Genomic DNA, 20,317 nt, shown 5'->3' with positions numbered 1-20,317 from the left:
CAGGCTCCCACCCGGCGCGACGTGGGTCGAGGAGGACGTCACGATGCCGGCAACCCAGGAAGCGCTCGCCCAGCAGCTCCGCGACCGTCTCGCCGCGGCAGCGCAGGGCGGGCCGACCGCCTCGCGTGAGCGACACGTCGCCCGCGGCAAACTGCTTCCTCGCGACAGGGTGGCGCGCGTCCTCGACGAGGACAGTCCGTTCCTCGAGGTCGCGCCGCTCGCGGCCGACGGCCTGTACGGGGGCGAGGCGCCCGGGGCCGGTGTCATCGCCGGCATCGGCCTGGTCCACGGCCGGCACGTCATGGTGGTCTGCAACGACGCCACCGTGAAGGGCGGGACCTACTATCCGCTGACCGTGAAGAAGCATCTGCGCGCGCAGGAGATCGCCCTCGAGAACCGCCTTCCCTGCATCTACCTCGTCGACTCGGGCGGCGCCTTCCTTCCCCGCCAGGATGAGGTGTTCCCGGATCGGGAGCACTTCGGACGCATCTTCTTCAACCAGGCGCGGCTGTCCGCGCAGGGCATCCCGCAGCTCGCAGCGGTCCTCGGCTCGTGCACGGCCGGGGGCGCCTACGTTCCGGCGATGAGCGACGAGACCGTCATCGTCCGGGAACAGGGCACGATCTTCCTGGGCGGGCCGCCACTGGTGAAGGCGGCGATCGGCGAGGTGGTCACGGCGGAGGAGCTCGGGGGAGGGGAGCTGCATGCCCGTCGCAGCGGCGTCGTGGATCACCTGGCCGACGACGACGAGCACGCCCTGGAGATCCTCCGCGATATCGTCGCCACGCTGCCGCCGCCGCTCGCCCCGGCCTGGGACGTCGGCGACAGTCGACCGCCCGCGGAGGCCGGCTCCCTGTATGACGTCGTTCCGGTGGACGTCAACGCCTCCTACGACGTGCGCGAGGTCATCGCCCGCCTCGTCGACGGCGACACCTTCCATGAGTTCAAGGCCGAGTACGGCACCACACTGGTGACGGGTTTCGCGCGGCTGCACGGCCACCCCGTCGGCATCGTCGCGAACAACGGCGTGCTGTTCAGCGAGTCGGCGCTCAAGGGCGCGCACTTCATCGAGCTCTGCGATCAGCGGGGCATCCCCCTGCTCTTCCTGCAGAACATCACCGGGTTCATGGTCGGCTCCGATGCGGAGGCCGGTGGCATCGCGAAAGACGGGGCGAAGATGGTCACGGCCGTCGCGACCACCCGCGTCCCGAAGCTCACCGTCATCATCGGGGGCTCCTTCGGAGCGGGCAACTACTCGATGTGCGGACGTGCCTACTCTCCGCGGTTCCTCTGGACCTGGCCCGCGAGTCGGATCTCGGTCATGGGCGGACCCCAGGCCGCCTCGGTGCTCGCCACCGTGAAGGACGACCAGCTCTCGGCGCGAGGGGAGTCGTGGACCGCGGAGGAGCGTGCGGCGTTCGAGGAGCCGATCCGGGCGCAGTACGAAGAGCAGGGCGAGCCGTACTACGCCACCGCACGGCTCTGGGACGACGGCATCGTCGATCCGGAGCAGACCCGTGACCTCCTCGGACTCGCCCTGGACGTCGTCGCCCGCAGCCCTCTGCCCGAGCCGCGCTTCGGCGTCTTCCGGATGTGAGCCCCATGTCGCCTTCACCCGAACTCTCGTTCTCCTCGGTCCTCGTCGCGAACCGCGGCGAGATCGCGCGCCGGATCATCCGGACCCTCCGCGACCTCGGCATCCGCAGCATCGCGGTCTACAGCGACGCGGACGCGGACGCGCCGCACGTCCGCGAGGCGGATGCCGCCGTGCGGATCGGTCCGGCACCGGCCGCGGAGTCGTACCTCGACATCGATGCCGTCATCGCGGCGGCTCGTGCCTCCGGAGCGGAGGCCGTCCATCCCGGCTACGGATTCCTCTCCGAGAGCGTCGGGCTCGCGGAGGCGTGTGCGGAGAGCGGCATCGTCTTCATCGGTCCCACCGTCGAGGCGCTGCAGATCATGGGGGACAAGGCGCGAGCCCGTGAGCACGTGAGCCGCAGCGGCGTGCCCGTGGTGCCGGGGTTCGACGCGCGCGGGCTGTCCGACGCGGAGATCCGCGAGGAGGCGGAGGCTGTCGGATTCCCGCTCCTCGTGAAGCCGAGCGCGGGCGGCGGGGGGAAGGGCATGGAGGTCGTCGCCGACAGCACGGGTCTGGCGAGCGCGCTCAGCTCCGCCCGACGGGTCGCGGCATCCGCCTTCGGCGACGACGCGCTCATCCTGGAACGTCTCATCCGTCGACCGCGACACATCGAGGTGCAGGTGTTCGGCGACGTCCACGGCACCGTCGTGGCGCTCGGCGAGCGGGAGTGCACGCTCCAGCGTCGTCATCAGAAGGTGATCGAGGAGGCGCCGTCCGCCGGGATCCCGTCCGCGACCCGCGACCGGCTGCTCGCGGCGGCGGTGCGGGCAGCGGAGAGCGTCGCCTATGTCGGGGCCGGCACCGTGGAGTTCCTCGTCGACGCGGACGCACCGGAAGACGTCTTCTTCATCGAGATGAACACCCGGCTGCAGGTGGAGCATCCGGTGACCGAGGAGGTCACCGGACTCGACCTCGTCGCGCTGCAGCTCCGCATGGCCGATGGACAGCCGCTCGACGTCGAGCCCCGCACGACCGGCCATGCCGTGGAGGCGCGGGTGTACGCCGAGACGCCTGAACGGGGGTTCCTGCCCTCGACGGGTACTGTGCTGCTCTTCGAGGCGCCTCCGGGCGTCCGGGTGGATGCGGCCGTCGAGTCCGGGAGCGTGGTGAGCGGGTTCTACGACCCGATGATCGCGAAGGTCATCGCGTGGGCGGAGGACCGGGAGACGGCGCTGCTGCGCCTGGACGACGCCCTCGCCCGCACTGTGGTGCTCGGCGTGGAGACGAACATCGCGTTCCTGCGCCAGCTGCTTCAGGACCGACGTGTGCGCGAGGGAGACCTCGACACCGGACTCATCGAGACCCTGCTCCCGCTCGCACCGGTGACTCCGTCGGCGGCGCAACTCGCGGCGGGTGCCAGCGTGGTGCAGACCCGCTCCGAGACGGTCACCGGGCGCGAGGGCGCCGGCCCGCTGTGGCACAGTCTCCCGGGCTGGCGTCTCGGAGCGGCGCCGTGCGCCCCAGAACCCGTCGCCCTGCTCACGGACGACGACGAGATCGTGCGCGCGACGCCACCCCTGGTGCGCTCGGACCGGGTGCACGCGGCCCGCGACGCCGAGGGCGCGGTATGGGTCAGCGAGGAAGGACGGACGCTCCGGCTGCGTCCCCTGGATCGCCGTGACCGGATGCGGAGGCGCCTCGCCGCCGCGGAACGCGAAGCCAGGGCCACGGAGCCCGAGGCTCGCGCCCCGATGCCCGGCGGGGTCGTGGCTGTTCACGTCGAGGACGGGTCGGCGGTGCGTGCGGGAGCGCCTCTCGTATCGATCGAGGCGATGAAGATGGAGCACCCCGTGCTCGCGCCGCACGACGGCGTGGTGCGGCTGCTGGTCGCTATGGGCGATCAGGTGCGGCGCGATCAACCGGTCGCCCGCGTGACGATGACGGAGGAGGACCGATGATGCACGATCTCACCGAGGAGGAGCGGGAGCTCGCCGCGATGGTACGCGAGTTCGCCGACACGGTCGTCGCTCCGCAGGCGTACGAGGCGGATCGCACGCACACGCTCCCCATGGACGTCGTGCGGCAGATGGGGGAGCTCGGTCTCTTCGGACTCCCCTTCCCCGAGGAGTACGGCGGGCAGGGCGGCGACTACATGGCGCTCGGCCTCGCCATCGAGGCTCTGGGACGGGTCGACCAGTCGATCGCGATCACCCTCGAGGCCGGGGTGAGCCTGGGGGCGATGCCCGTCTTCCGCTTCGGTACCGAGGAGCAGAAGCGCGAGCTGCTGCCGGATCTCCTCGCCGGTCGCGCCCTCGCCGGGTTCGGACTCACCGAGCCCGAGGCCGGGAGCGATGCCGGGGCGACGCGCACGACGGCGCGGCTCGACGGCGACGAGTGGGTGATCGACGGCTCCAAGCAGTTCATCACCAACTCGGGCACTCCGATCACCCGTTTCGTGACGGTCACCGCGGTCACCGGCCAGAGCGAGGGACGCAAGGAGATCTCGACGATCATCGTCCCGAACGGTACGCCGGGATTCACGGTCGAGCCGCCCTACGACAAGGTGGGGTGGAACGCGTCGGACACCCATCCGCTGACGTTCGACGGAGCGCGGGTGCCGGCGGGCAATCTCCTCGGCGAGCGGGGGAGCGGGTTCCGCAACTTCCTCAGCATCCTGGACGAGGGCCGCATCGCGATCGCCGCCCTGTCGACCGGCGCGGCGGAGGGGTGCCTGGAGGCGGCGGTCGAGTACGCCAAGAGCCGCACCATCTTCGGCAGCGCCCTCAGCACGCGGCAGAACGCCCAGTTCACGCTGGCGCGGATGAGGGCGCGCGTGCATACCGCACGGCTCGCCTGGCACCACGCCGCACGCCTCCGTGACGCGGGAGAGGCGTTCGCCGAGCAGGCGGCCATCGCGAAGCTCGTCGCGGGCGAGGCCGCGATGGACAACGCCCGCGATGCGACGCAGATCTTCGGCGGCAACGGCTTCATGAACGAGTTCCCGGTGACGCGCCACTACCGTGACTCCAAGATCCTCGAGATCGGCGAGGGGACCACCGAGGTCCAGCTCCTCGTGATCGCCAGGGCGCTCGGACTCGCCCGGTAGCGTGGAGGCATGACCATGCGCGAGGTCGTGCAGCGCGGCCTGTACTACGAGGAGTTCGAGACCGACGTCCGGTACGTGCACCGCCCCGGTCGCACGGCTACGGAGGCGGACAACGTCCTCTTCACGACGCTGACGATGAACACCCAGGCGCTGCATCTGGACGCGGCGTTCGCCGATGCCCAGGAACCGTTCCACGCGCGCCTCATGAACTCCATGTGGACGCTGTCGACGATGGTGGGGTCCTCCGTCGCCCAGCTCACGCAGGGGACGCTGGTGGCGCAGCTCGGCCTCGGCGACATCGCCTTCCCGCATCCGCTGTTCGCCGGGGACACGCTCACGACCGAGAGCGTCGTCGTCGACAAGCGGCTCTCGTCGTCCCGTCCCGGCCAGGGCGTCGTGCAGATTGCGCACACCGGACGCAACCAGGACGGCACGGTGGTCGCGACGGCCGTCCGGACGGTGCTGGTGCGCTGCCGGCCGGAGGAGGACGCCGCATGACCTTCGACCTCGGCCCTGCCCTGCTGTTCTGCCCGGCGGACCGCCCGGAACGCTTCGCGAAGGCCCAGGAACGGGCGGATGCCGTGATCCTCGATCTGGAGGACGCCGTGCTGCCGGAGGCGAAGAACGAGGCCCGCGAGAACATCGTCGCCGCGGACCTCGACCCCGCGCGCGTCATCGTGCGCGTGAACGCCCCGGACTCCGCGGCGTTCGCGGACGACCTCGAGGCGTTGGCTCGCTCGCCGTTCCGGACCGTGATGGTGGCGAAGACGGAGAGCGGGGAGAGCCTGGACGCCTTCGACGCGGGCTTCACCCTGCTCGCGCTGTGCGAGACGGCGCGCGGGATCCATGCGGCGCCCGAGATCGCCGCGCACCCGGCGGTCGCCGGACTGATGTGGGGCGCGGAGGATCTGGTGGCCTCCCTCGGCGGCACCTCGTCCCGCAACACGGAGGGCGGCTACCGCGACATCGCGCGCTATGCCCGTTCCCGGGTGCTCCTGGAGGCCGGTGCGCACGGCAAGGCGGCGATCGACGCGGTGCACGTCGACATCGGCGATACCGCGGGGCTGGAGCGGGAGGCGGAGGATGCGGCGGCGTCGGGGTTCCGCGCGACGGCATGCATCCATCCGAGTCAGGTCGCGGTCATCCGGGCGGCATATGCCCCGGACGCCGAGACCGTGGCATGGGCGCGCGAGGTGCTCGCCGCTGCGGCTCAGGAGCGCGGTGTGTTCCGCTTCCGGGGGCGCATGGTGGACGAGCCCGTCCTGCGCCACGCGCGCGCCGTGGTCTCCCGCGCCGGCTGACCGTCCCGTCAGAGGACGGGCGTCTCCTCGAGCAGCCGGAGGTAGCCGGGTGCCGCGACGAACCGGTGCGCGGAGCCGTTGCGCAGCACCTCGCCGTCCCGGGGGAGCGTACCGCCGGAGACGTGGTCGATGACGGCGCGGATGACTCCGCCGTGGGTCACCACGAGCACCGACTCCGCCTGCGGCGCCGACCTCCGCCGGGCGTCGCGCGCGATGCGGTGCAGCGCGGCGATGGCGCGGACGCCGACCTCGTGCAGCGATTCCGCGCCGGGGACCTCCGCGTGCCAGTCGCCGTAGGTCGAGATGTAGTCGGGGACGAGCATGCCCTCGCCCTCGCCGAACTCCCGCTCCCGGATGTCGGGGACCACGCCGGCGATCTCCAAGCCCAGGCGCTCCGCGATGATGCCTGCGGTCTCGCTCGCCCGCACGAGCGGGCTCGTGTAGACGGCATGGTGCGTCGTGCCGGCGAGTTTCTCTGCCGCCCACCGCGCGTCCTCGCGGCCCGTCTCGTTCAAGGGGATGTCGGTCGACCCCTGGATGCGGCGGGCGAGGTTCCAGTCGGTCTGACCGTGGCGGATGAGGGTGAGATAGGTCACGACAGCATCTCCTGCAGGGCGGGGAGCACGTCGCTGGTGCCGGCGGCGATGGTGACATCGGCCCAGGCGTCCGCGCGGGTCGGCTCGCGATTGACGATGATCAGAGGGATGCCGCGTCGACGCGCCCGGTTCACGAGGCGCACGCCGGAGTTCACGACGAGAGAGGAGCCGGCCACGATGAGCGCGTCGCTGGAGCGCAGCAACGATTCGGCGGCACGGAAGCGGTCCTGCGGCACATACTCTCCGAAGAACACCACGTCGGGTTTGAGCATGCCCGCGCACACGGTGCAGGTCGGGACCACGAAGCCCTCGGTGCTCTCCGGGAGCACGTCGCCGTCCGGAGCCAGCGCCACGTTCTCCGGGACGGTGATCCAGGGGTTGCGCTCCTCGATCTGCACGGCGATGTCGCGACGGTCGAACACCTGACCGCAGTGCAGGCAGAGCACGCGGCGCATGGTCCCGTGCACCTCGATGACGTGCGAGCTGCCCGCGCGGAGGTGCAGTCCGTCGACGTTCTGGGTGATGACACCCGAGACCACGCCCCTGGACTCCATCTCCGCGAGGGCGCGGTGGCCGGGATTCGGGGCGGCCTGCGCGAACGCCCGCCAGCCGAGGTGGCCGCCGACCCAGTAGCGGCGCCGGGCGGCCTCGTCGCCGAGGTAGGTCTGGATCGTCATGGGGTCGCTGCGGGTGCGCGCCCCCTCGCCGCGGTACGCGGGAATGCCCGAGTCGGTCGAGATCCCGGCGCCGGTGAGAAGGGCGATCCGCTTGCCGCGCAGCAGGTCGGCGGCGTGGGAGAGCTCGGCCGACGGCTCGGCGGTGTTCGTCACGCTCACAGGACCTCCTCGATCGAGTCTACGCGGCGCGGGGGGACGAGAACCGGGATGGCAGAGTGGAGCGGTGGACCTCCAGCATGTGACCGACATCGACGACCCGCGGCTGGACGACTACCGCGGCCTCACCGACACCGCCCTCCGCGCCGTCCGCGAGCCCGCGGAGGGACTCTACATCGCCGAGACCGCCAAGGTGATCGAGCGCGCGCTGGCCGTCGGGCACGAACCCCGATCGGTGCTGGTCTCGGCCCGGCGCGTCGACGAGGTGCGGCGCATCCTGGGGGAGCGCGCCGTTCCGGTGCTCGTGGTCCCGGACGAGGTCGCGGAACAGGTCACCGGCTATCAGGTCCACCGCGGAGCCCTCGCCGCCATGCGCCGTCCGGCTCTGGCGCCGGTCGCCGACGTGGTGCGCGACGCCCGGCTGGTGCTGGTGCTGGAGGACCTCCGCGATCACACCAACGTCGGCGCCGCCTTCCGCGCCGCCGCCGGCCTGGGGGCGGATGCGGTGCTCGTGTCGGCGCGCTGTGCCGACCCGCTCTACCGTCGCAGCGTCCGGGTGAGCATGGGCACGGTGTTCCAGGTGCCCTGGACCCGGATCGACGAGTGGTCGTCGGCGGTCTCGGATCTCCGTGAGCAGGGCTTCGACATCGCTGCCCTCGCACTCAGTGACACAGCCGTGGATCTCCGGATGTATGCGGCACAGCGGCCCGAGAAGGTGGCGCTGCTCTTCGGAGCCGAAGGCGACGGTCTCACGCGGACCGCGCTCGACAGCGCGGACACCGTGGTCACCATTCCGATGGCCGGCGGCGTGGATTCGCTCAACGTCGCCTCGGCCGCCGCCGTGGCGCTGTGGGCACTCGCTCCCGCGGAGTGAGAGTGCGCGTCACTCCTTGCCGGGGAGGATGACCGGGGAGGGCTCGGGGCGCTTGGCAGCGATGTGGTCGCCGGACGACTGGTGGCGCAGCCGGCGGAGCACCCAGGGCACGAGGTGCTCCCGGGCCCAGCCGAGGTCTTCGCTGCGGGCGGCACGCCAGGTCCGCAGCGGCAGCGGCTCGGGCTGCATGGCCTCGAGGTCGTTCGGAACGTTGAGGGCGCGGAGCACCATCCGCGCGACCTCGTGGTGGCCGAGCGCGTTGTAGTGCAGGCGATCGTCGTCGAAGAATCGCGCATCCTGCACGACCTTCAGTGCCCACTGGTCCGCGACGATGCAGTCGTGGCGCTCCGCGATCGCGCGGACGTTCTCGTTGTAGATCGCGACTTTGCCGCGGAAGGGACGGAACACCGGCGTGAACCCCGTGTCGATGCCGGTGAACACGACCACGGCCGCGCCGGTGGACGACAGGCGCGCCACCGCGTCCTCCAGCTGCGCGGCGATGGCATCCGGATCGGTGCCGGGGCGGATGACGTCGTTGCCGCCCGCGCAGATCGAGATGAGGTCGGGGCGCAGCGCGACGGCGGGCTCCACCTGATCGGCGACGATCTGCGCGATGAGCTTCCCCCGGACGGCGAGGTTGGCATAGGCGAAGTCGTCAACCTGCTGGGCGAGCACCTCGGCGACGCGATCGGCCCAGCCGCGGTGACCCCCGGGGGCCGCCGGGTCCGGGTCGCCGATGCCCTCGGTGAACGAGTCGCCGATCGCGACGAACCGGCGCCACGGGTGCGGGGTCTCGTTCGCGACGTACGGGGTCCTGGTCGATTCCTGATCGCTCATCCGGCTCTCCTTCGCGAAGGCGTGCGCGCACGGTGGTGACCGCCGCGCAGTGACCGAGCCTACCCGTGCCGGTGCTTTCGAGGGGGACGCGCGCGGCACCCTGGCGGATGCCGCGGTGTCAGTGGGAGCGATTATCGTGGAGTCGATGCTCTCTCCGTCCTTCCCTCAGCGCGCCCCGTGGGGAACGGCGAACAAGCTGCGGGCATGGCAGCAGGAGGCTCTGGACGCGTACTTCCAGGCCGACCAGCGTGACTTCCTCGTGGCCGCCACACCGGGCGCCGGCAAGACCACGTTCGCGCTCACCCTCGCGGTCGAGCTCATGCGCATGGGCGAGGTGAACCGGGTCATCGTCGTGGCACCCACGGAGCACCTGAAGACCCAGTGGGCCGACGCCGCCGCCCGCGTCCACATCCGGCTCGACCCGCGCTTCCGCAACAGCGACTGGGCACCGGCGCGGCACTATCACGGCGTCGTGGTCACGTATGCGCAGGTCGCCGCGAAGTCGTCGGTGCACCGTCACCTGACGGAGGACGCGAAGACCCTGGTCATCCTCGATGAGGTGCACCACGGCGGCGACGCCTTGAGCTGGGGCGACGCGATCCGCGATGCTTACGGACCTGCGAAACGCCGACTGCTGCTCTCGGGGACCCCGTTCCGGAGCGACACCGCACCGATCCCGTTCGTGGAGTACCTCCCGGACGAGACCGGAGCCCGGGTCTCCAGCACCGACTACGCCTACGGGTACGGCCGCGCTCTCGCGGACGGCGTCGTCCGTCCCGTGCTCTTCCACATGTATGCCGGGAAGATGCGGTGGCGGACGAGTGCCGGCGACGAACTCGAGACCCATCTGGGACAGGACAACACGAAGGACGTCACCTCGCAGGCCTGGCGAACGGCCCTCGACCCCGAGGGCGACTGGATGCCTGCTGTGCTCTCCGCGGCGGATCGCCGTCTGACCGAGATCCGGCACCACATCCCCGATGCTGGCGGACTCGTGCTGGCGACGGATCAGACCGTCGCCCGGGCCTACGCCAAGATCCTGCACAGCATCACCCGCGAGCAGCCGACGATCGTGCTGTCCGACGACGCCACCGCCTCCGAGCGTATCGAGAAGTTCTCGGAGGGCACCGCCCGGTGGATGGTCGCGGTGCGCATGGTCTCGGAGGGCGTCGACGTGCCGCGGCTCGCGGTGGGCGTGTACGCGACGTCGTCGTCCACCCCGCTGTTCTTCGCTCAGGCCATCGGCCGCTTCGTGCGGGCGCGTCGTCGAGGCGAGGCGGCGAGCGTCTTCCTCCCGCACGTCCCCGTGCTGATGAAGCTCGCGAACGAGATGGAGAAGCAGCGCGATCACGCGCTCGACCGTCAGTCGAAGGACGACGACGGCCTCGAGGACTCGCTACTGGAGAGCGCGAACCGCGAGGACGAGGCCTCCGACGCGCTGACCCAGGAGTTCAGCTACCAGGCCATCTCCTCCGTCGCCCACTTCGACCGCATGGTGTTCGACGGGAAGGAGTTCGGCCAGCTCGCCGAGCCGAACACGCCCGAGGAGGAGGAGTTCATCGGCTTCCCCGGTCTGCTCGAGCCCGAGCACGTGCACGAGCTCCTGATGCAGCGGCAGGCCCGCCAGTCCCGGCACCGCGAGGTCCGGGAGGCCCAGGCCGACCCGACGCAGACGACGACACTGCCGGCGCCGCTGCATCGCACCCTGCGCGAGCAGCGCCAACTGCTGAACAGCCTGGTAGGCCTCTACGCCCGGCAGTCGGGCCAGCCGCACGGCGCCGTGCATGCCGAGCTCCGTCGTATCTGCGGCGGTCCGGCGGTGGCGCAGGCGACCGTGACACAGCTGCAGTCCCGCATCGAGGTGCTGCGCAAGCGCGTCCGCTCCTGAGCACTTTCCGGTCGCTGCTTCGGATCCCCGAAATGCTGGCAATCCGTGCCAGGACGCGGCCGGCGCGGCACCGCGCGGATAGCGTGGAACGGTTGCCCGGACGCCGGGCACCGTGACACCTGGAGGTTCCATGACAGCCCCTGCCGCAGCCGATTCCACGGCCGCCGATCGACGGCGCTGGGCTCGCTATCTCGTCGAGGAACGGGCGGAGGGCGCCGTCTATCAGCGCCTCGCGGCCCGCCGGTCGGGGGAGGAGCGGGCGATCCTGCTCGGGCTCGCCGAGGCCGAGCGCCGGCACGAGAAGCACTGGCTCGACCTGCTGGGCGGCGAACCGACGCGCCTGCCGCGGGCCGGGGTCCGTTCCCGCCTCCTGGGGTGGATGGCCGGCCGTTTCGGCTCGATCTTCGTCCTCGCCCTCGCCCAGAGTGCCGAGGCCCGCTCCCCGTACGACGCCGAGCGCTGGGCCACCCCGGCCATGCGCGCCGACGAGAAGGTCCACCACGAGGTCGTCCGCGGTCTCGCCGCGCGCGGCCGCCGGCGCCTCTCCGGCTCCTTCCGCGCGGCCGTCTTCGGGGCGAACGACGGTCTCGTCAGCAACCTCGCCCTCGTGCTCGGCATCGGCGCCACCGGCGTGAGCTCGGGTTTCGTCCTGTTCAGCGGCATCGCGGGTCTCCTCGCGGGCGCACTGTCGATGGGCGCGGGGGAGTTCGTGTCCGTGCGGTCGCAGCGGGAGCTCCTCACGGCCACCGAGGCGAACGAGGATGCCGCGGCGGCCGCGGCCGACCTCGACATCGACGAGAACGAGCTCGCGCTCGTGTACCGCGCCCGCGGCATGGATCAGGGCGAGTCGCTGGCCCGGGCCCGTCGCATCGTCCAGGCGGCCCAGGAAGGCGTCCGGCGTGCGGCTACGGGGCCGGTGGCCGTCCAGGGCGGCGACGCCCACGAGGTCGTCGGCAACGACTGGACGGCGGCCATCTCCAGCTTCCTCCTCTTCGCCTCCGGCGCGATCGTGCCCGTCCTGCCCTGGATCTTCGGCATGGAGGGCACCGCGGCGATCGTGCTCGCGCTCGTGCTGGTCGGCGTCGCGCTGCTCAGCACCGGTGCGATGGTCGGCGTCCTCTCCGGAGGACCGCCGCTCCGGCGGGCCCTGCGGCAGCTCGCCATCGGGTTCGGCGCGGCGGCGGTGACCTACGCGCTGGGTCTGCTCTTCGGCGTCGGCGCGGTGTGACGGTCCTGCGGTCCCGCTCGCGCGGGACCGCAGCGCACCGCCATGACCGCACCGGAAACCACGAAGGCCCCGGATCCGTGGATCCGGGGCCTTCGCTCTCTGTGCGCGGAGGGGGACTTGAACCCCCACGCCCTATCGGGCACTAGCACCTCAAGCTAGCGCGTCTACCATTCCGCCACCCGCGCAGGTGTTGGATTTGATCGTTGCCGACCGAAGAATGAGATTAGCACGTTCTCGGAGGCGTCTCGAACCGAGCGTGACGCCCGGGCGTGGCACGCGGTTTCGATAGCCTGAGTCCATGACCGATTCCTCCCTGCCGGAGGTCGCCCGCGTCGCGAGCGACCTCATCCGCATCGACACCTCCAACTACGGCGGCGGCAACGCGAAAGGGGAGCGCGAGGCGGCCGAGTACGTCGGGGCGTACCTGGAGGAGCTGGGACTCGAGGTCGAGTACTACGAGCCCATCCCGCGGCGCACGAACGTCATGGCGCGGGTCCCGGGCCGCGACCGCACCAAGCCGGCTCTCGTCGTGCACGGCCACCTGGACGTCGTGCCCGCGGTCGCCGAGGACTGGACGGTGGATCCGTTCGCCGGCACCGTGCAGGACGGCATGCTGTGGGGTCGCGGCGCGGTCGACATGAAGAACATGGACGCGATGATCCTCACCGCCGTGGCCGACATCCTGCGCGCGGGGGAGCAGCCGGAGCGCGACCTCGTCCTGGCGTTCTTCGCCGATGAGGAGAACGGCGGGGTCGAGGGCTCCGCGCTCGTCGTGAAGGACCGGCCGGAGTGGTTCGCCGGGGCGACGGCCGCGATCAGCGAGGTCGGCGGCTACTCCATCTCGGTGGACGACCGTCGGGCGTACCTGCTGCAGGTGGGGGAGAAGGCGCTGATCTGGATCCGCCTCGTCGCCACCGGCCGGGCGGGGCACGGCAGCCGCCTGCACGAGGACAACGCCGTCACGAAGCTCGCCGAGGCCGTCGCCGCCATCGGCCGCACGCGGTGGCCGGTCCGGCTCACGCCGACGACGGAGGCGCTGCTCGAGGGCCTGAGCGCGCTGAGCGGCCGGAGCGCCGACGACCCCGACGCCCTCGCCGCCGCGGCCGGCCCGGCTGAGGCCTTCCTGCGGTCGACGTTCCGCACGACGACCAACCCGACGGCTCTCACCGCCGGCTACAAGCACAACGTCATCCCGGAGCGCGCCGAGGCGCTGATCGACGTCCGCGTGATCCCGGGGACCGAGGACGACGTGCTCGCGGAGCTGCAGCGCATCGTGGGTGACGACATCCGGATCGAGACCGTGGTCCGTGACATCGGCATGGAGACGCCGTTCACAGGTGAGCTCGTCGAGGCGATGGTGGCGGCGCTGGGGCGGCACGACCCCGGTGTCCCTGTCATCCCGTACCTCCTGGGCGCGGGAACCGACAACAAGGCGCTGGCCACGCTCGGCATCACCGGCTACGGCTTCGCCCCGCTGCGCCTGCCGGCCGATCTCGACTTCACCGGGATGTTCCACGGAGTCGACGAGCGGGTGCCCGTAGACTCACTTGTCTTCGGTCAGCGGGTGCTGGCCGATCTGCTGCGCACGTACTGAGCGGCGTCCACGCGCTCCGTGCCGCCCCGAAAGACGAAGGCCTCTCCATGCACCTGCTCGAAGCTCTGATCCTGGGAATCGTCCAGGGTCTCACCGAGTTCCTGCCGATCTCCTCCAGCGCCCATCTGCGGGTCGTGGGGACGTTCCTGCCCTCAGGGGAGGACCCGGGCGCGGCGTTCACCGCCATCACGCAGATCGGCACCGAGGCCGCCGTCGTCGTGTTCTTCTGGCGCGACATCGTCCGCATCATCTCCCAGTGGTTCCGGTCCCTCGCCGGAAAGGTGCCGCGGAACGACCCGGACGCGCGCATGGGGTGGCTCATCATCATCGGCAGCATCCCGATCGTGCTGCTCGGACTCCTGTTCCAGGACCAGATCGAGACCGTCTTCCGCTCGCTCTGGATCGTGGCGATCATGCTCATCGTGTTCGGCATCCTCCTGGGCATCGCCGACCACGTCGGAGCCAAGCGCCGCACGCTCGACGATCTGACCTACCCGCACGGCATCGCCTTCGGACTCGCCCAGGCACTCGCACTCATCCCCGGCGTCTCGCGGTCCGGCGGCACGATCACCATGGGGCTGTTCCTCGGCTACGAGCGCGCCGCCGCCGCCCGCTACGCGTTCCTGCTGGCGATCCCGGCCGTGTTCGGCAGCGGCTTCTACCAGCTGTTCAAGAGCTGGGGCGAGCCGTCCTTCTTCTCGCTCGGCGACACGATGGCCGCGACAGGGGTCGCCTTCGTCGTCGCGCTCGGCGTGATCGCGTTCTTCATGAACTGGATCTCGAAGCGCAGCTTCCTGCCGTTCGTGATCTACCGGATCCTGCTCGGCGGCGTGCTGCTCGTGCTGCTCGCGATGGGCGTGATCCCGGCCTCGGCCTGAGCCGGACGCCTGATCAGCGCTTGCGGTCGCCGCGGCCGTCGTCGCGGCGCCGCAGGTAGCGCTCGAAGGCCTGGGCGATCGCGTCTCCCGACGCATCGGGGGAGTCCCATGTGTCCCGCGTGCGCTCCAGCTGCCGGATGTACTCCGCCATGTCCTCGTCCTCGGATGCGGCGGCATCGATCGACGCCTCCCAGGCCGCGGCTTCCGTGCGGAGGTGCCGGCGGTCGACATCCACCCCGGTCAGCTCCTCGAGACGGTCGAGGAGGGCCAGGGTGACCTTCGGCGAAGGGGCGGCAGAGGCGACGTAGTGCGGGACGCTCGCCCAGAGGCTCACGGAGGGGATGCCCGCGTTCTCGGCGAAGTGCTCGAGAACGGTGAGGATGCCGACCGGGCCCTCGTACACCGACCGCTCCAGCGCATGCGCCTCCCGGACCTGCTCGTTCTGGCTCGACGCGAAAATCGAGATCGGGCGAGTGTGCGGCACGTCGGAGAGCATGGCGCCGAGGGTCACGAAGCCGGTGATGTCGTCGCGCAGGGCGACGTCGATGAACTCGGACGCGAACGCCTGCCAGGTGCGCGCGGGCTCGGCACCGGTGAGGAGCCAGAACTCGGGGCCGGGTCCGGGCTCGCGCGGACGCCACAGCCCCGCCTCCGGCCACGTCATCTGACGGCGGCCCTCGGCGTCGAGCCGGGTGGCGGGTCGCGTGTACTGGTAGTCGAAGTAGAGTTCCGGGTCGACCGAGTGCACGAGGTCGTAGCCGCCCGCCGCCTGCAGCGCGCCGACGGCTCCGGTCGCGGCCTCACCGGCGTCGTTCCAGCCGTCGAAGGCGGCGATGATGATGCGCGAACCGAGAACGTCCATGCCGTACTCCCTTCGAGGTCGTGGCTCCGTCCCCCCAGGCTAGCCCGCGTCGAGGGGATGTGGGCGGGCCCGGCTAGCATGGGTTCAGTGAGCAACAAGCCCCGCGCGGTCCTCTGGGACATGGATGGAACACTCGTCGACACCGAGCCGTACTGGATGGCGGCCGAGACCGCACTGGTGGAGTCGTTCGGCGGCACCTGGTCCCATGAGGACGCCCTGCAGCTCGTGGGCAGCGGCCTCATCGACAGCGCGATCATCCTCCAGGGCGCGGGGGTCGACATGGCTCCGGAGGCGATCGTCTCCCACCTCACGACGGCCGTGCAGGAGTCGCTGCGGGCCCAGGGCGTCCCCTTCCGGCCGGGCGCCCAGGAGCTTCTCCGCGATCTCCGTGCCGCCGGGATCCCGACCGGTCTGGTGACGATGTCGCTGCGCCGGATGGCTCTCGACGTGGTCGGGCTGATCGAGTTCGAGGCCTTCGACATCGTCGTGGCCGGAGATGATGTCGACAACCCCAAGCCGCACCCGGAGCCGTACCTGCAGGCCGCCGCGCTCCTCGACGTCGACATCGCCGAGGTCGTGGTCATCGAGGATTCCCCGACCGGTCTCCGCGCGGGCCTCGCCTCGGGCGCCCTGACGCTCGGCGTGCCCCACATCGTCCCGCTCGACGGTCTCGGCGCCCACGAGCTGTGGCCGACCCTCGACGGCCGTGGTGCCGCCGACCTCGTGGAGCTCTTCGGCTCCCGCGCCGCGATCACGGAGGCCACCCGATGACGACCACGTCCGCCCCGCGCCCCAGCGGCCCCTTCCGGGAGGGCGACCGCGTACAGCTCACCGGCCCGAAGGGTCGCCTGCACACCGTGACGCTCCGCGAGGACGGCGAGCTGCACACGCACCACGGGGTCCTCCGGCACCGCGACCTCATCGGGCTCCCCGATGGCTCGGTCGTGGCGAACAGCTCCGGGCACGAGTACCTGGCGCTGCGGCCGCTGCTGCGGGACTTCGCGATGTCGATGCCCCGCGGTGCCGCGATCGTCTACCCGAAGGACGCGGCGCAGATAGTCATGCAGGCCGACATCTTCCCGGGCGCCACCGTCGTCGAGGCCGGTGTCGGGTCCGGTGCTCTGTCGCTCTCGCTCCTCCGGGCCGTGGGCTCCACGGGGCGCCTGCTCTCCTTCGAGCGCCGCGAGGACTTCGCGGAAGTGGCCCAGGCGAATGTCGAGACCTTCTTCGGGGAGCGCCCCGACTCCTGGCGCGTCGTCGTCGGAGACCTCGTCGCCGCGCTGCCCGTGGAAGTCGAGCCCGGCACCGTCGACCGGGTGGTGCTCGACATGCTCGCGCCCTGGGAGTGCATCGAGGCGGTCGCGGAGGCGCTGACCCCCGGCGGTGTCGTGCTCTGCTACATCGCTACCGCCACGCAGCTCTCCCGCGTCACCGAGTTCATCCGCGGCACCGGGCTCTTCACCGACCCCGAGGCGTCAGAGACCATGGTCCGCGGGTGGCATGTGGAGGGGCTGGCTGTCCGGCCGGACCACCGCATGGTCGCGCACACGGGGTTCCTCCTCACGGCTCGCCGGCTCGCCCCGGGTGCCGTGGCCCCGTCTGTGAAGCGTCGGGCCTCGAAGAGCAGCTACAGCGATGAGGACGTCGAACTGTGGACGCCGGGCGCGGTGGGCGATCGGGAGATCACGGACAAGAACCTCCGCAAGCGCGCGCGAGAGGCCGGGAAGGCGGCCGAGGGCGCGCGGCTGGCGGCGGCATCGCGCGAATCCGAGCACACGACGGAATAGACTGGAGCGCGTGCGTAAAACGTCCGCCGTTCTGGCCTCCCTCAGCCTCGCCGCCCTCGCTCTGACGGGGTGCAGCGTGACCTCTTCGTCCGCCGACGCCTCGTGCGATCGTGGCGGACACGCCAACGGCATCGACAGCGCCGTCACCGTCTCCGGTGAGGTCGGCTCCGAGCCGGACGTCGAGATCTTCGCGCCGGTGCGCCTCACGGAGACGTCCTATGCGGACGTCGTCGCGGGGGACGGCCTTACACTCGTCGACGACGCCCAGCCGCTCGTCGCCCAGATCTCCATCTACGACGGGGCGACCGGCAAGCAGGTTTTCGCGACCACGTACGACGAGGACACCACGCGCGCCTCGACCATCGGGTCCTGGGCCGCGCAGTCTCCCGGACTCGCCGATGTCCTGGAGTGCGCGACCGGCGGCAGCCGCATCGTGGCGGGTCTGACCCCGGAGGACTTCGGGGAGGCGAATCTCGGCGGCTTCGGCATGGGCCAGGACGACATCGCAGTGTTCGTCATCGACGTCGTCGACGCGTTCCTCCCGAAGGCCGAGGGCACGCTGCAGTTCAACGACGCGCAGGGCATGCCGACCGTCGTACGCGCCGACGACGGCACTCCCGGCATCATCATCCCCGACAGCGCCGCCCCGGACGAGCAGGTCGTCCAGACGCTGATCCGCGGCGACGGCGAGGAGCTGACGGAGGAGCAGACGCCGCTCGTGCACTTCACCGCGGTGAACTGGGACGACAAGACCGTCGTGCAGAGCACCTGGGGCCAGTCCGCCACCGACGGCATCCGACAGATCGCCGCGCCGGTCGCGGATGCGCTGGTCGGTGAGCCGGTCGGCTCGCAGGTCCTCGTCGTGCTCCCCAAGACCGAGAGCTCCCCGGCCATGGCCGTCGTGGTCGACATCCTCGGCGTGTCCCCGGTCGCCGCACCCTGATGGCCGCCCGGATCCCTGCCGAAGAGCGCCTGACGAATCTCGTCGTGGCGCTGATGGCCACGGAGATCGGGCTCACCAAGCAGCAGATCCTCGACAACGTCTCCGGCTATCGCCAGCGCGCCGACGCGGGCACGCGGTCGGACGCACTGGAGAAGATGTTCGAGCGGGACAAGGACGAGCTCCGCTCGCTGGGTGTCCCCATCGAGACCATCGGTGACGCGGCGGACCCGAACGATCTCCGTGAGGCGAGGTATCGCATTCCGCAGGCGGAATACGATCTGCCAGGGGACATCGAGTTCTCGCCCGCCGAGTTGGCCGTGCTCCGCCTCGCGGGCAGCGTCTGGAGTTCGGAGTCGGTCTCGGGAGACGCACAGTCCGGTGTCCGCAAGATCCGGGCCCTCGGCATCGACGGCGACGAGCCGATCATCGGCTTCGCGCCGCGGATCACCGCGCGCGACCCTGCGTTCGCCCCGCTGCAGGACGCGATCGAACGCAGCAGGGTGGTGTCCTTCGACTACGTGAAGCCGGGCGAGGACGCTCCTCGACGGCGTCGGATCCGGCCCCTCGCCCTCATTGACTATGAAGCGCGCTGGCACGTGTACGGCGTCGACGTCGACATCGACGAGGACCGGACGTTCCTGTTGAGCCGCATCGTCGGCGACGTCGTCGTCAGCACGAGTACCTTCGACCCCGCGTTGCGCGAAGGGGCGGGGGAGCGGGCTCTGCGGGGTCTGGAGCGCGTCGCCGCGGAGAACTCGGCACTCCTGGAGGTGACGCCCGGCACTGAGGCCGCGTTGCGGCTCGGGCGGCGGGCGACGCCCGCGGCGCAGGGAATCCACGTCCCCTTCGTCGATCTGCACATCTTCGCGGACGAGCTCGCGTCCTACGGTCCCGAGGTCCGCGTCGTCGAGCCCGCACGACTCCGCGATGCTGTGATCGGCCGCCTGCGCGCGGTGGTCGAAGCCCACACCGATGCGGAGGTGTCCGCATGAGCGCGGCTCCCAAGCCTCTCCTCGCCGCGGAGCGCGTGCGTCTCTACCTGACGCTCGTCCCGTACCTGCTCGAGCACGGACAGGTCTCACTCGCCGAGGCCGCCGAGGAGTTCGGCGTGACCCCGCGGGAGATGCGGGCGATGGTCGAGAAGCTGACGGTCATCGGCCTGCCGGGCGAGGCGGGCTACTGGCAGCAGCCGCAGGAGATGTTCGACATCAACTGGGATCTCCTCGACCTCGAGGACGTCATCGAGATCACGAACGACGTGGCCCTCCGCCGCGTGCCGCGCTTCACCGCACGAGAGGCGGCAGCCCTGCTCGCCGGTCTGCAGATGGTCGCCGCCGTCCCGGCCGTATCCGACTCCGGACTCGTCGCCGGCCTCATCTCGAAGCTCTCGCGCGGTGCCGCCGATGCGCCGGCCGACGTCGTCGTCGCCCCGACCGCGGTGGACGAGGTGCGTGAGGTCGTCGCGCGCGGCCTGCAGAACGGGGTGGCCGTGTCGTTCACGTACCAGGCTCCCGACGCCGAGCCCACCACGCGCACCGTGGATCCCGTGCAGATCCTCATCACGAACGGACAGTGGTACCTGCAGGGCTGGTGCCACATGCGCGAGGCGATGCGCACGTTCCACCTCGATCGCGTCAGCGCGCCCACCCTCACCGACATCCCCAGCACGCACGGCGGCGACCGGGTGCCGGAGGCGTTCGCCGGGCTGGAGGAGGAAAGGGAGGTCACCGTCCGCGTCCCGGAGCGCCTCGCTCCGCTGCTCAGCGGTTTCGTGCCCACGGAGACGCTCCGCGCCGGCGACGGGATGGTGACGACGCAGCTCCACCTCGCGGACCCCCGCAGCATTAAACGGCTCGCGGCTCGTTTCGGCGGTGCGATGGAGGTCACGGATCCGGGGATCGCGCGGACCGCCACCCGGGAGTGGGCCGCCGCGGGACTCGCGCTCTACCACCGGCCTGATGCCGAGGTTTGATCTGTAGACTGGGGCGGAAAGCCCCCCTACGACGGGATT

General features: G+C 71.0%; 19 protein-coding genes and 1 tRNA gene. 15 read left to right on the top strand and 5 right to left on the bottom strand.

All coding sequences use genetic code 11. The annotated features are described in order from the left end of the window. Positions 1-43 precede the first annotated feature (43 nt). Genes D8M34_RS04025 through D8M34_RS04005 form a run of 5 tightly spaced genes read left to right on the top strand, consistent with a single transcriptional unit; the run spans position 44 to position 5,986 of the window. A complete protein-coding gene (locus D8M34_RS04025; RefSeq protein ID WP_126893261.1) occupies positions 44-1,597 on the top strand; it encodes a carboxyl transferase domain-containing protein in 1,554 nt (517 codons plus the stop codon). A 5-nt stretch (positions 1,598-1,602) separates the two neighbouring features. Continuing rightward, entirely contained in the window at positions 1,603-3,537 is a 1,935-nt protein-coding gene (locus tag D8M34_RS04020) for an acetyl/propionyl/methylcrotonyl-CoA carboxylase subunit alpha (RefSeq protein ID WP_126893232.1), read from the top strand. Further along, on the top strand, positions 3,537-4,685 hold the full coding sequence (locus tag D8M34_RS04015) for an acyl-CoA dehydrogenase family protein (protein ID WP_274543246.1): 1,149 nt from the start codon (positions 3,537-3,539) through the stop codon (positions 4,683-4,685). The genes D8M34_RS04020 and D8M34_RS04015 overlap by 1 nt, the downstream gene beginning before the upstream one ends. Positions 4,686-4,700: 15 nt before the next feature. After that, positions 4,701-5,183, top strand: coding sequence for a MaoC family dehydratase (locus D8M34_RS04010; protein ID WP_371512203.1), 483 nt, complete (start codon positions 4,701-4,703; stop codon positions 5,181-5,183). Further along, the gene (locus D8M34_RS04005; RefSeq protein WP_126893230.1) at positions 5,180-5,986 is read left to right on the top strand and encodes an HpcH/HpaI aldolase/citrate lyase family protein; all 807 of its coding nucleotides are present in this window, start codon (positions 5,180-5,182) and stop codon (positions 5,984-5,986) included. Before D8M34_RS04010 ends, D8M34_RS04005 begins: the two co-directional genes overlap by 4 nt. Before the next feature lie 8 nt (positions 5,987-5,994). On the opposite strand, the gene D8M34_RS04000 is transcribed toward D8M34_RS04005, so the two are convergent. Both D8M34_RS04000 and D8M34_RS03995 read right to left on the bottom strand, forming a co-directional pair. Further along, positions 5,995-6,582 carry a histidine phosphatase family protein gene (locus D8M34_RS04000; protein ID WP_025103424.1) on the bottom strand — a complete coding sequence of 196 codons (588 nt, stop codon included), beginning with the start codon at positions 6,580-6,582 and terminating at the stop codon, positions 5,995-5,997. After that, positions 6,579-7,418: a Sir2 family NAD-dependent protein deacetylase gene (locus D8M34_RS03995; RefSeq protein WP_126893229.1), complete on the bottom strand. Its 840-nt coding sequence runs from the start codon at positions 7,416-7,418 to the stop codon at positions 6,579-6,581. Before D8M34_RS03995 ends, D8M34_RS04000 begins: the two co-directional genes overlap by 4 nt. Before the next feature lie 64 nt (positions 7,419-7,482). Here D8M34_RS03995 and D8M34_RS03990 point away from each other — a divergent pair, with 64 nt between their 5' ends. Continuing rightward, complete coding sequence (locus D8M34_RS03990; protein ID WP_238695592.1) at positions 7,483-8,289, top strand: TrmH family RNA methyltransferase; 807 nt, start codon at positions 7,483-7,485, stop codon at positions 8,287-8,289. A 9-nt stretch (positions 8,290-8,298) separates the two neighbouring features. Here D8M34_RS03990 and D8M34_RS03985 read toward each other — a convergent pair whose 3' ends face one another. Further along, the gene (locus tag D8M34_RS03985; protein WP_025103427.1) at positions 8,299-9,126 is read right to left on the bottom strand and encodes an SGNH/GDSL hydrolase family protein; all 828 of its coding nucleotides are present in this window, start codon (positions 9,124-9,126) and stop codon (positions 8,299-8,301) included. A 145-nt stretch (positions 9,127-9,271) separates the two neighbouring features. On the opposite strand from D8M34_RS03985, the gene D8M34_RS03980 reads away from it, so the two are divergent. Further along, positions 9,272-11,014 carry a DEAD/DEAH box helicase gene (locus D8M34_RS03980; protein ID WP_029989244.1) on the top strand — a complete coding sequence of 581 codons (1,743 nt, stop codon included), beginning with the start codon at positions 9,272-9,274 and terminating at the stop codon, positions 11,012-11,014. Between the two features lie 130 nt (positions 11,015-11,144). Further along, entirely contained in the window at positions 11,145-12,242 is a 1,098-nt protein-coding gene (locus D8M34_RS03975) for a VIT1/CCC1 transporter family protein (protein ID WP_126893227.1), read from the top strand. Between the two features lie 102 nt (positions 12,243-12,344). Here D8M34_RS03975 and D8M34_RS03970 read toward each other — a convergent pair. Next, positions 12,345-12,427 (bottom strand) — tRNA-Leu (locus tag D8M34_RS03970). A gap of 113 nt (positions 12,428-12,540) precedes the next feature. On the opposite strand from D8M34_RS03970, the gene D8M34_RS03965 reads away from it, so the two are divergent. Beyond that, positions 12,541-13,836 (top strand): M20/M25/M40 family metallo-hydrolase, encoded by a 1,296-nt coding sequence (locus D8M34_RS03965; protein WP_085607480.1) that lies wholly within the window; start codon positions 12,541-12,543, stop codon positions 13,834-13,836. A 47-nt stretch (positions 13,837-13,883) separates the two neighbouring features. Continuing rightward, positions 13,884-14,714: an undecaprenyl-diphosphate phosphatase gene (locus D8M34_RS03960; RefSeq protein ID WP_085607482.1), complete on the top strand. Its 831-nt coding sequence runs from the start codon at positions 13,884-13,886 to the stop codon at positions 14,712-14,714. 13 nt (positions 14,715-14,727) lie between these two features. Here D8M34_RS03960 and D8M34_RS03955 read toward each other — a convergent pair whose 3' ends face one another. Beyond that, complete coding sequence (locus tag D8M34_RS03955; protein WP_025103432.1) at positions 14,728-15,576, bottom strand: PAC2 family protein; 849 nt, start codon at positions 15,574-15,576, stop codon at positions 14,728-14,730. A gap of 87 nt (positions 15,577-15,663) precedes the next feature. Here D8M34_RS03955 and D8M34_RS03950 point away from each other — a divergent pair, with 87 nt between their 5' ends. From D8M34_RS03950 to D8M34_RS03930, 5 genes are read left to right on the top strand one after another with little or no spacing between them, the layout of a single operon-like run. Then, positions 15,664-16,347: an HAD family hydrolase gene (locus D8M34_RS03950; protein WP_025103433.1), complete on the top strand. Its 684-nt coding sequence runs from the start codon at positions 15,664-15,666 to the stop codon at positions 16,345-16,347. Next, positions 16,344-17,363, top strand: coding sequence for a tRNA (adenine-N1)-methyltransferase (locus tag D8M34_RS03945; protein WP_126893226.1), 1,020 nt, complete (start codon positions 16,344-16,346; stop codon positions 17,361-17,363). The genes D8M34_RS03950 and D8M34_RS03945 overlap by 4 nt, the downstream gene beginning before the upstream one ends. Positions 17,364-17,373: 10 nt before the next feature. Beyond that, a complete protein-coding gene (locus tag D8M34_RS03940) occupies positions 17,374-18,306 on the top strand; it encodes a hypothetical protein (RefSeq protein WP_126893225.1) in 933 nt (310 codons plus the stop codon). Beyond that, the gene (locus D8M34_RS03935; RefSeq protein WP_126893224.1) at positions 18,306-19,298 is read left to right on the top strand and encodes a helix-turn-helix transcriptional regulator; all 993 of its coding nucleotides are present in this window, start codon (positions 18,306-18,308) and stop codon (positions 19,296-19,298) included. The genes D8M34_RS03940 and D8M34_RS03935 overlap by 1 nt, the downstream gene beginning before the upstream one ends. Further along, entirely contained in the window at positions 19,295-20,278 is a 984-nt protein-coding gene (locus D8M34_RS03930; protein WP_085607488.1) for a helix-turn-helix transcriptional regulator, read from the top strand. Before D8M34_RS03935 ends, D8M34_RS03930 begins: the two co-directional genes overlap by 4 nt. Positions 20,279-20,317 lie beyond the last annotated feature (39 nt).

The sequence above is a fragment of the Microbacterium sp. HSID17254 genome, from assembly GCF_003989315.1.
Classification (GTDB): Bacteria; Actinomycetota; Actinomycetes; order Actinomycetales; family Microbacteriaceae; genus Microbacterium.
This window is presented reverse-complemented; position numbering and strand designations above follow the sequence as displayed.

Bases quoted from the DNA above. Each gene is read 5' to 3' on its own strand.
- D8M34_RS04025 (WP_126893261.1), top strand. From the start codon at position 44: ATGCCGGCAACCCAGGAAGCGCTCGCCCAGCAGCTCCGCGACCGTCTC.
- D8M34_RS04020 (WP_126893232.1), top strand. From the start codon at position 1,603: ATGTCGCCTTCACCCGAACTCTCGTTCTCCTCGGTCCTCGTCGCGAAC.
- D8M34_RS04015 (WP_274543246.1), top strand. From the start codon at position 3,537: ATGCACGATCTCACCGAGGAGGAGCGGGAGCTCGCCGCGATGGTACGC.
- D8M34_RS04010 (WP_371512203.1), top strand. From the start codon at position 4,701: ATGCGCGAGGTCGTGCAGCGCGGCCTGTACTACGAGGAGTTCGAGACC.
- D8M34_RS04005 (WP_126893230.1), top strand. From the start codon at position 5,180: ATGACCTTCGACCTCGGCCCTGCCCTGCTGTTCTGCCCGGCGGACCGC.
- D8M34_RS03985 (WP_025103427.1), bottom strand. From the start codon at position 9,126: ATGAGCGATCAGGAATCGACCAGGACCCCGTACGTCGCGAACGAGACC.
- D8M34_RS03980 (WP_029989244.1), top strand. From the start codon at position 9,272: ATGCTCTCTCCGTCCTTCCCTCAGCGCGCCCCGTGGGGAACGGCGAAC.
- D8M34_RS03975 (WP_126893227.1), top strand. From the start codon at position 11,145: ATGACAGCCCCTGCCGCAGCCGATTCCACGGCCGCCGATCGACGGCGC.
- D8M34_RS03965 (WP_085607480.1), top strand. From the start codon at position 12,541: ATGACCGATTCCTCCCTGCCGGAGGTCGCCCGCGTCGCGAGCGACCTC.
- D8M34_RS03960 (WP_085607482.1), top strand. From the start codon at position 13,884: ATGCACCTGCTCGAAGCTCTGATCCTGGGAATCGTCCAGGGTCTCACC.
- D8M34_RS03955 (WP_025103432.1), bottom strand. From the start codon at position 15,576: ATGGACGTTCTCGGTTCGCGCATCATCATCGCCGCCTTCGACGGCTGG.
- D8M34_RS03945 (WP_126893226.1), top strand. From the start codon at position 16,344: ATGACGACCACGTCCGCCCCGCGCCCCAGCGGCCCCTTCCGGGAGGGC.
- D8M34_RS03935 (WP_126893224.1), top strand. From the start codon at position 18,306: ATGGCCGCCCGGATCCCTGCCGAAGAGCGCCTGACGAATCTCGTCGTG.
- D8M34_RS03930 (WP_085607488.1), top strand. From the start codon at position 19,295: ATGAGCGCGGCTCCCAAGCCTCTCCTCGCCGCGGAGCGCGTGCGTCTC.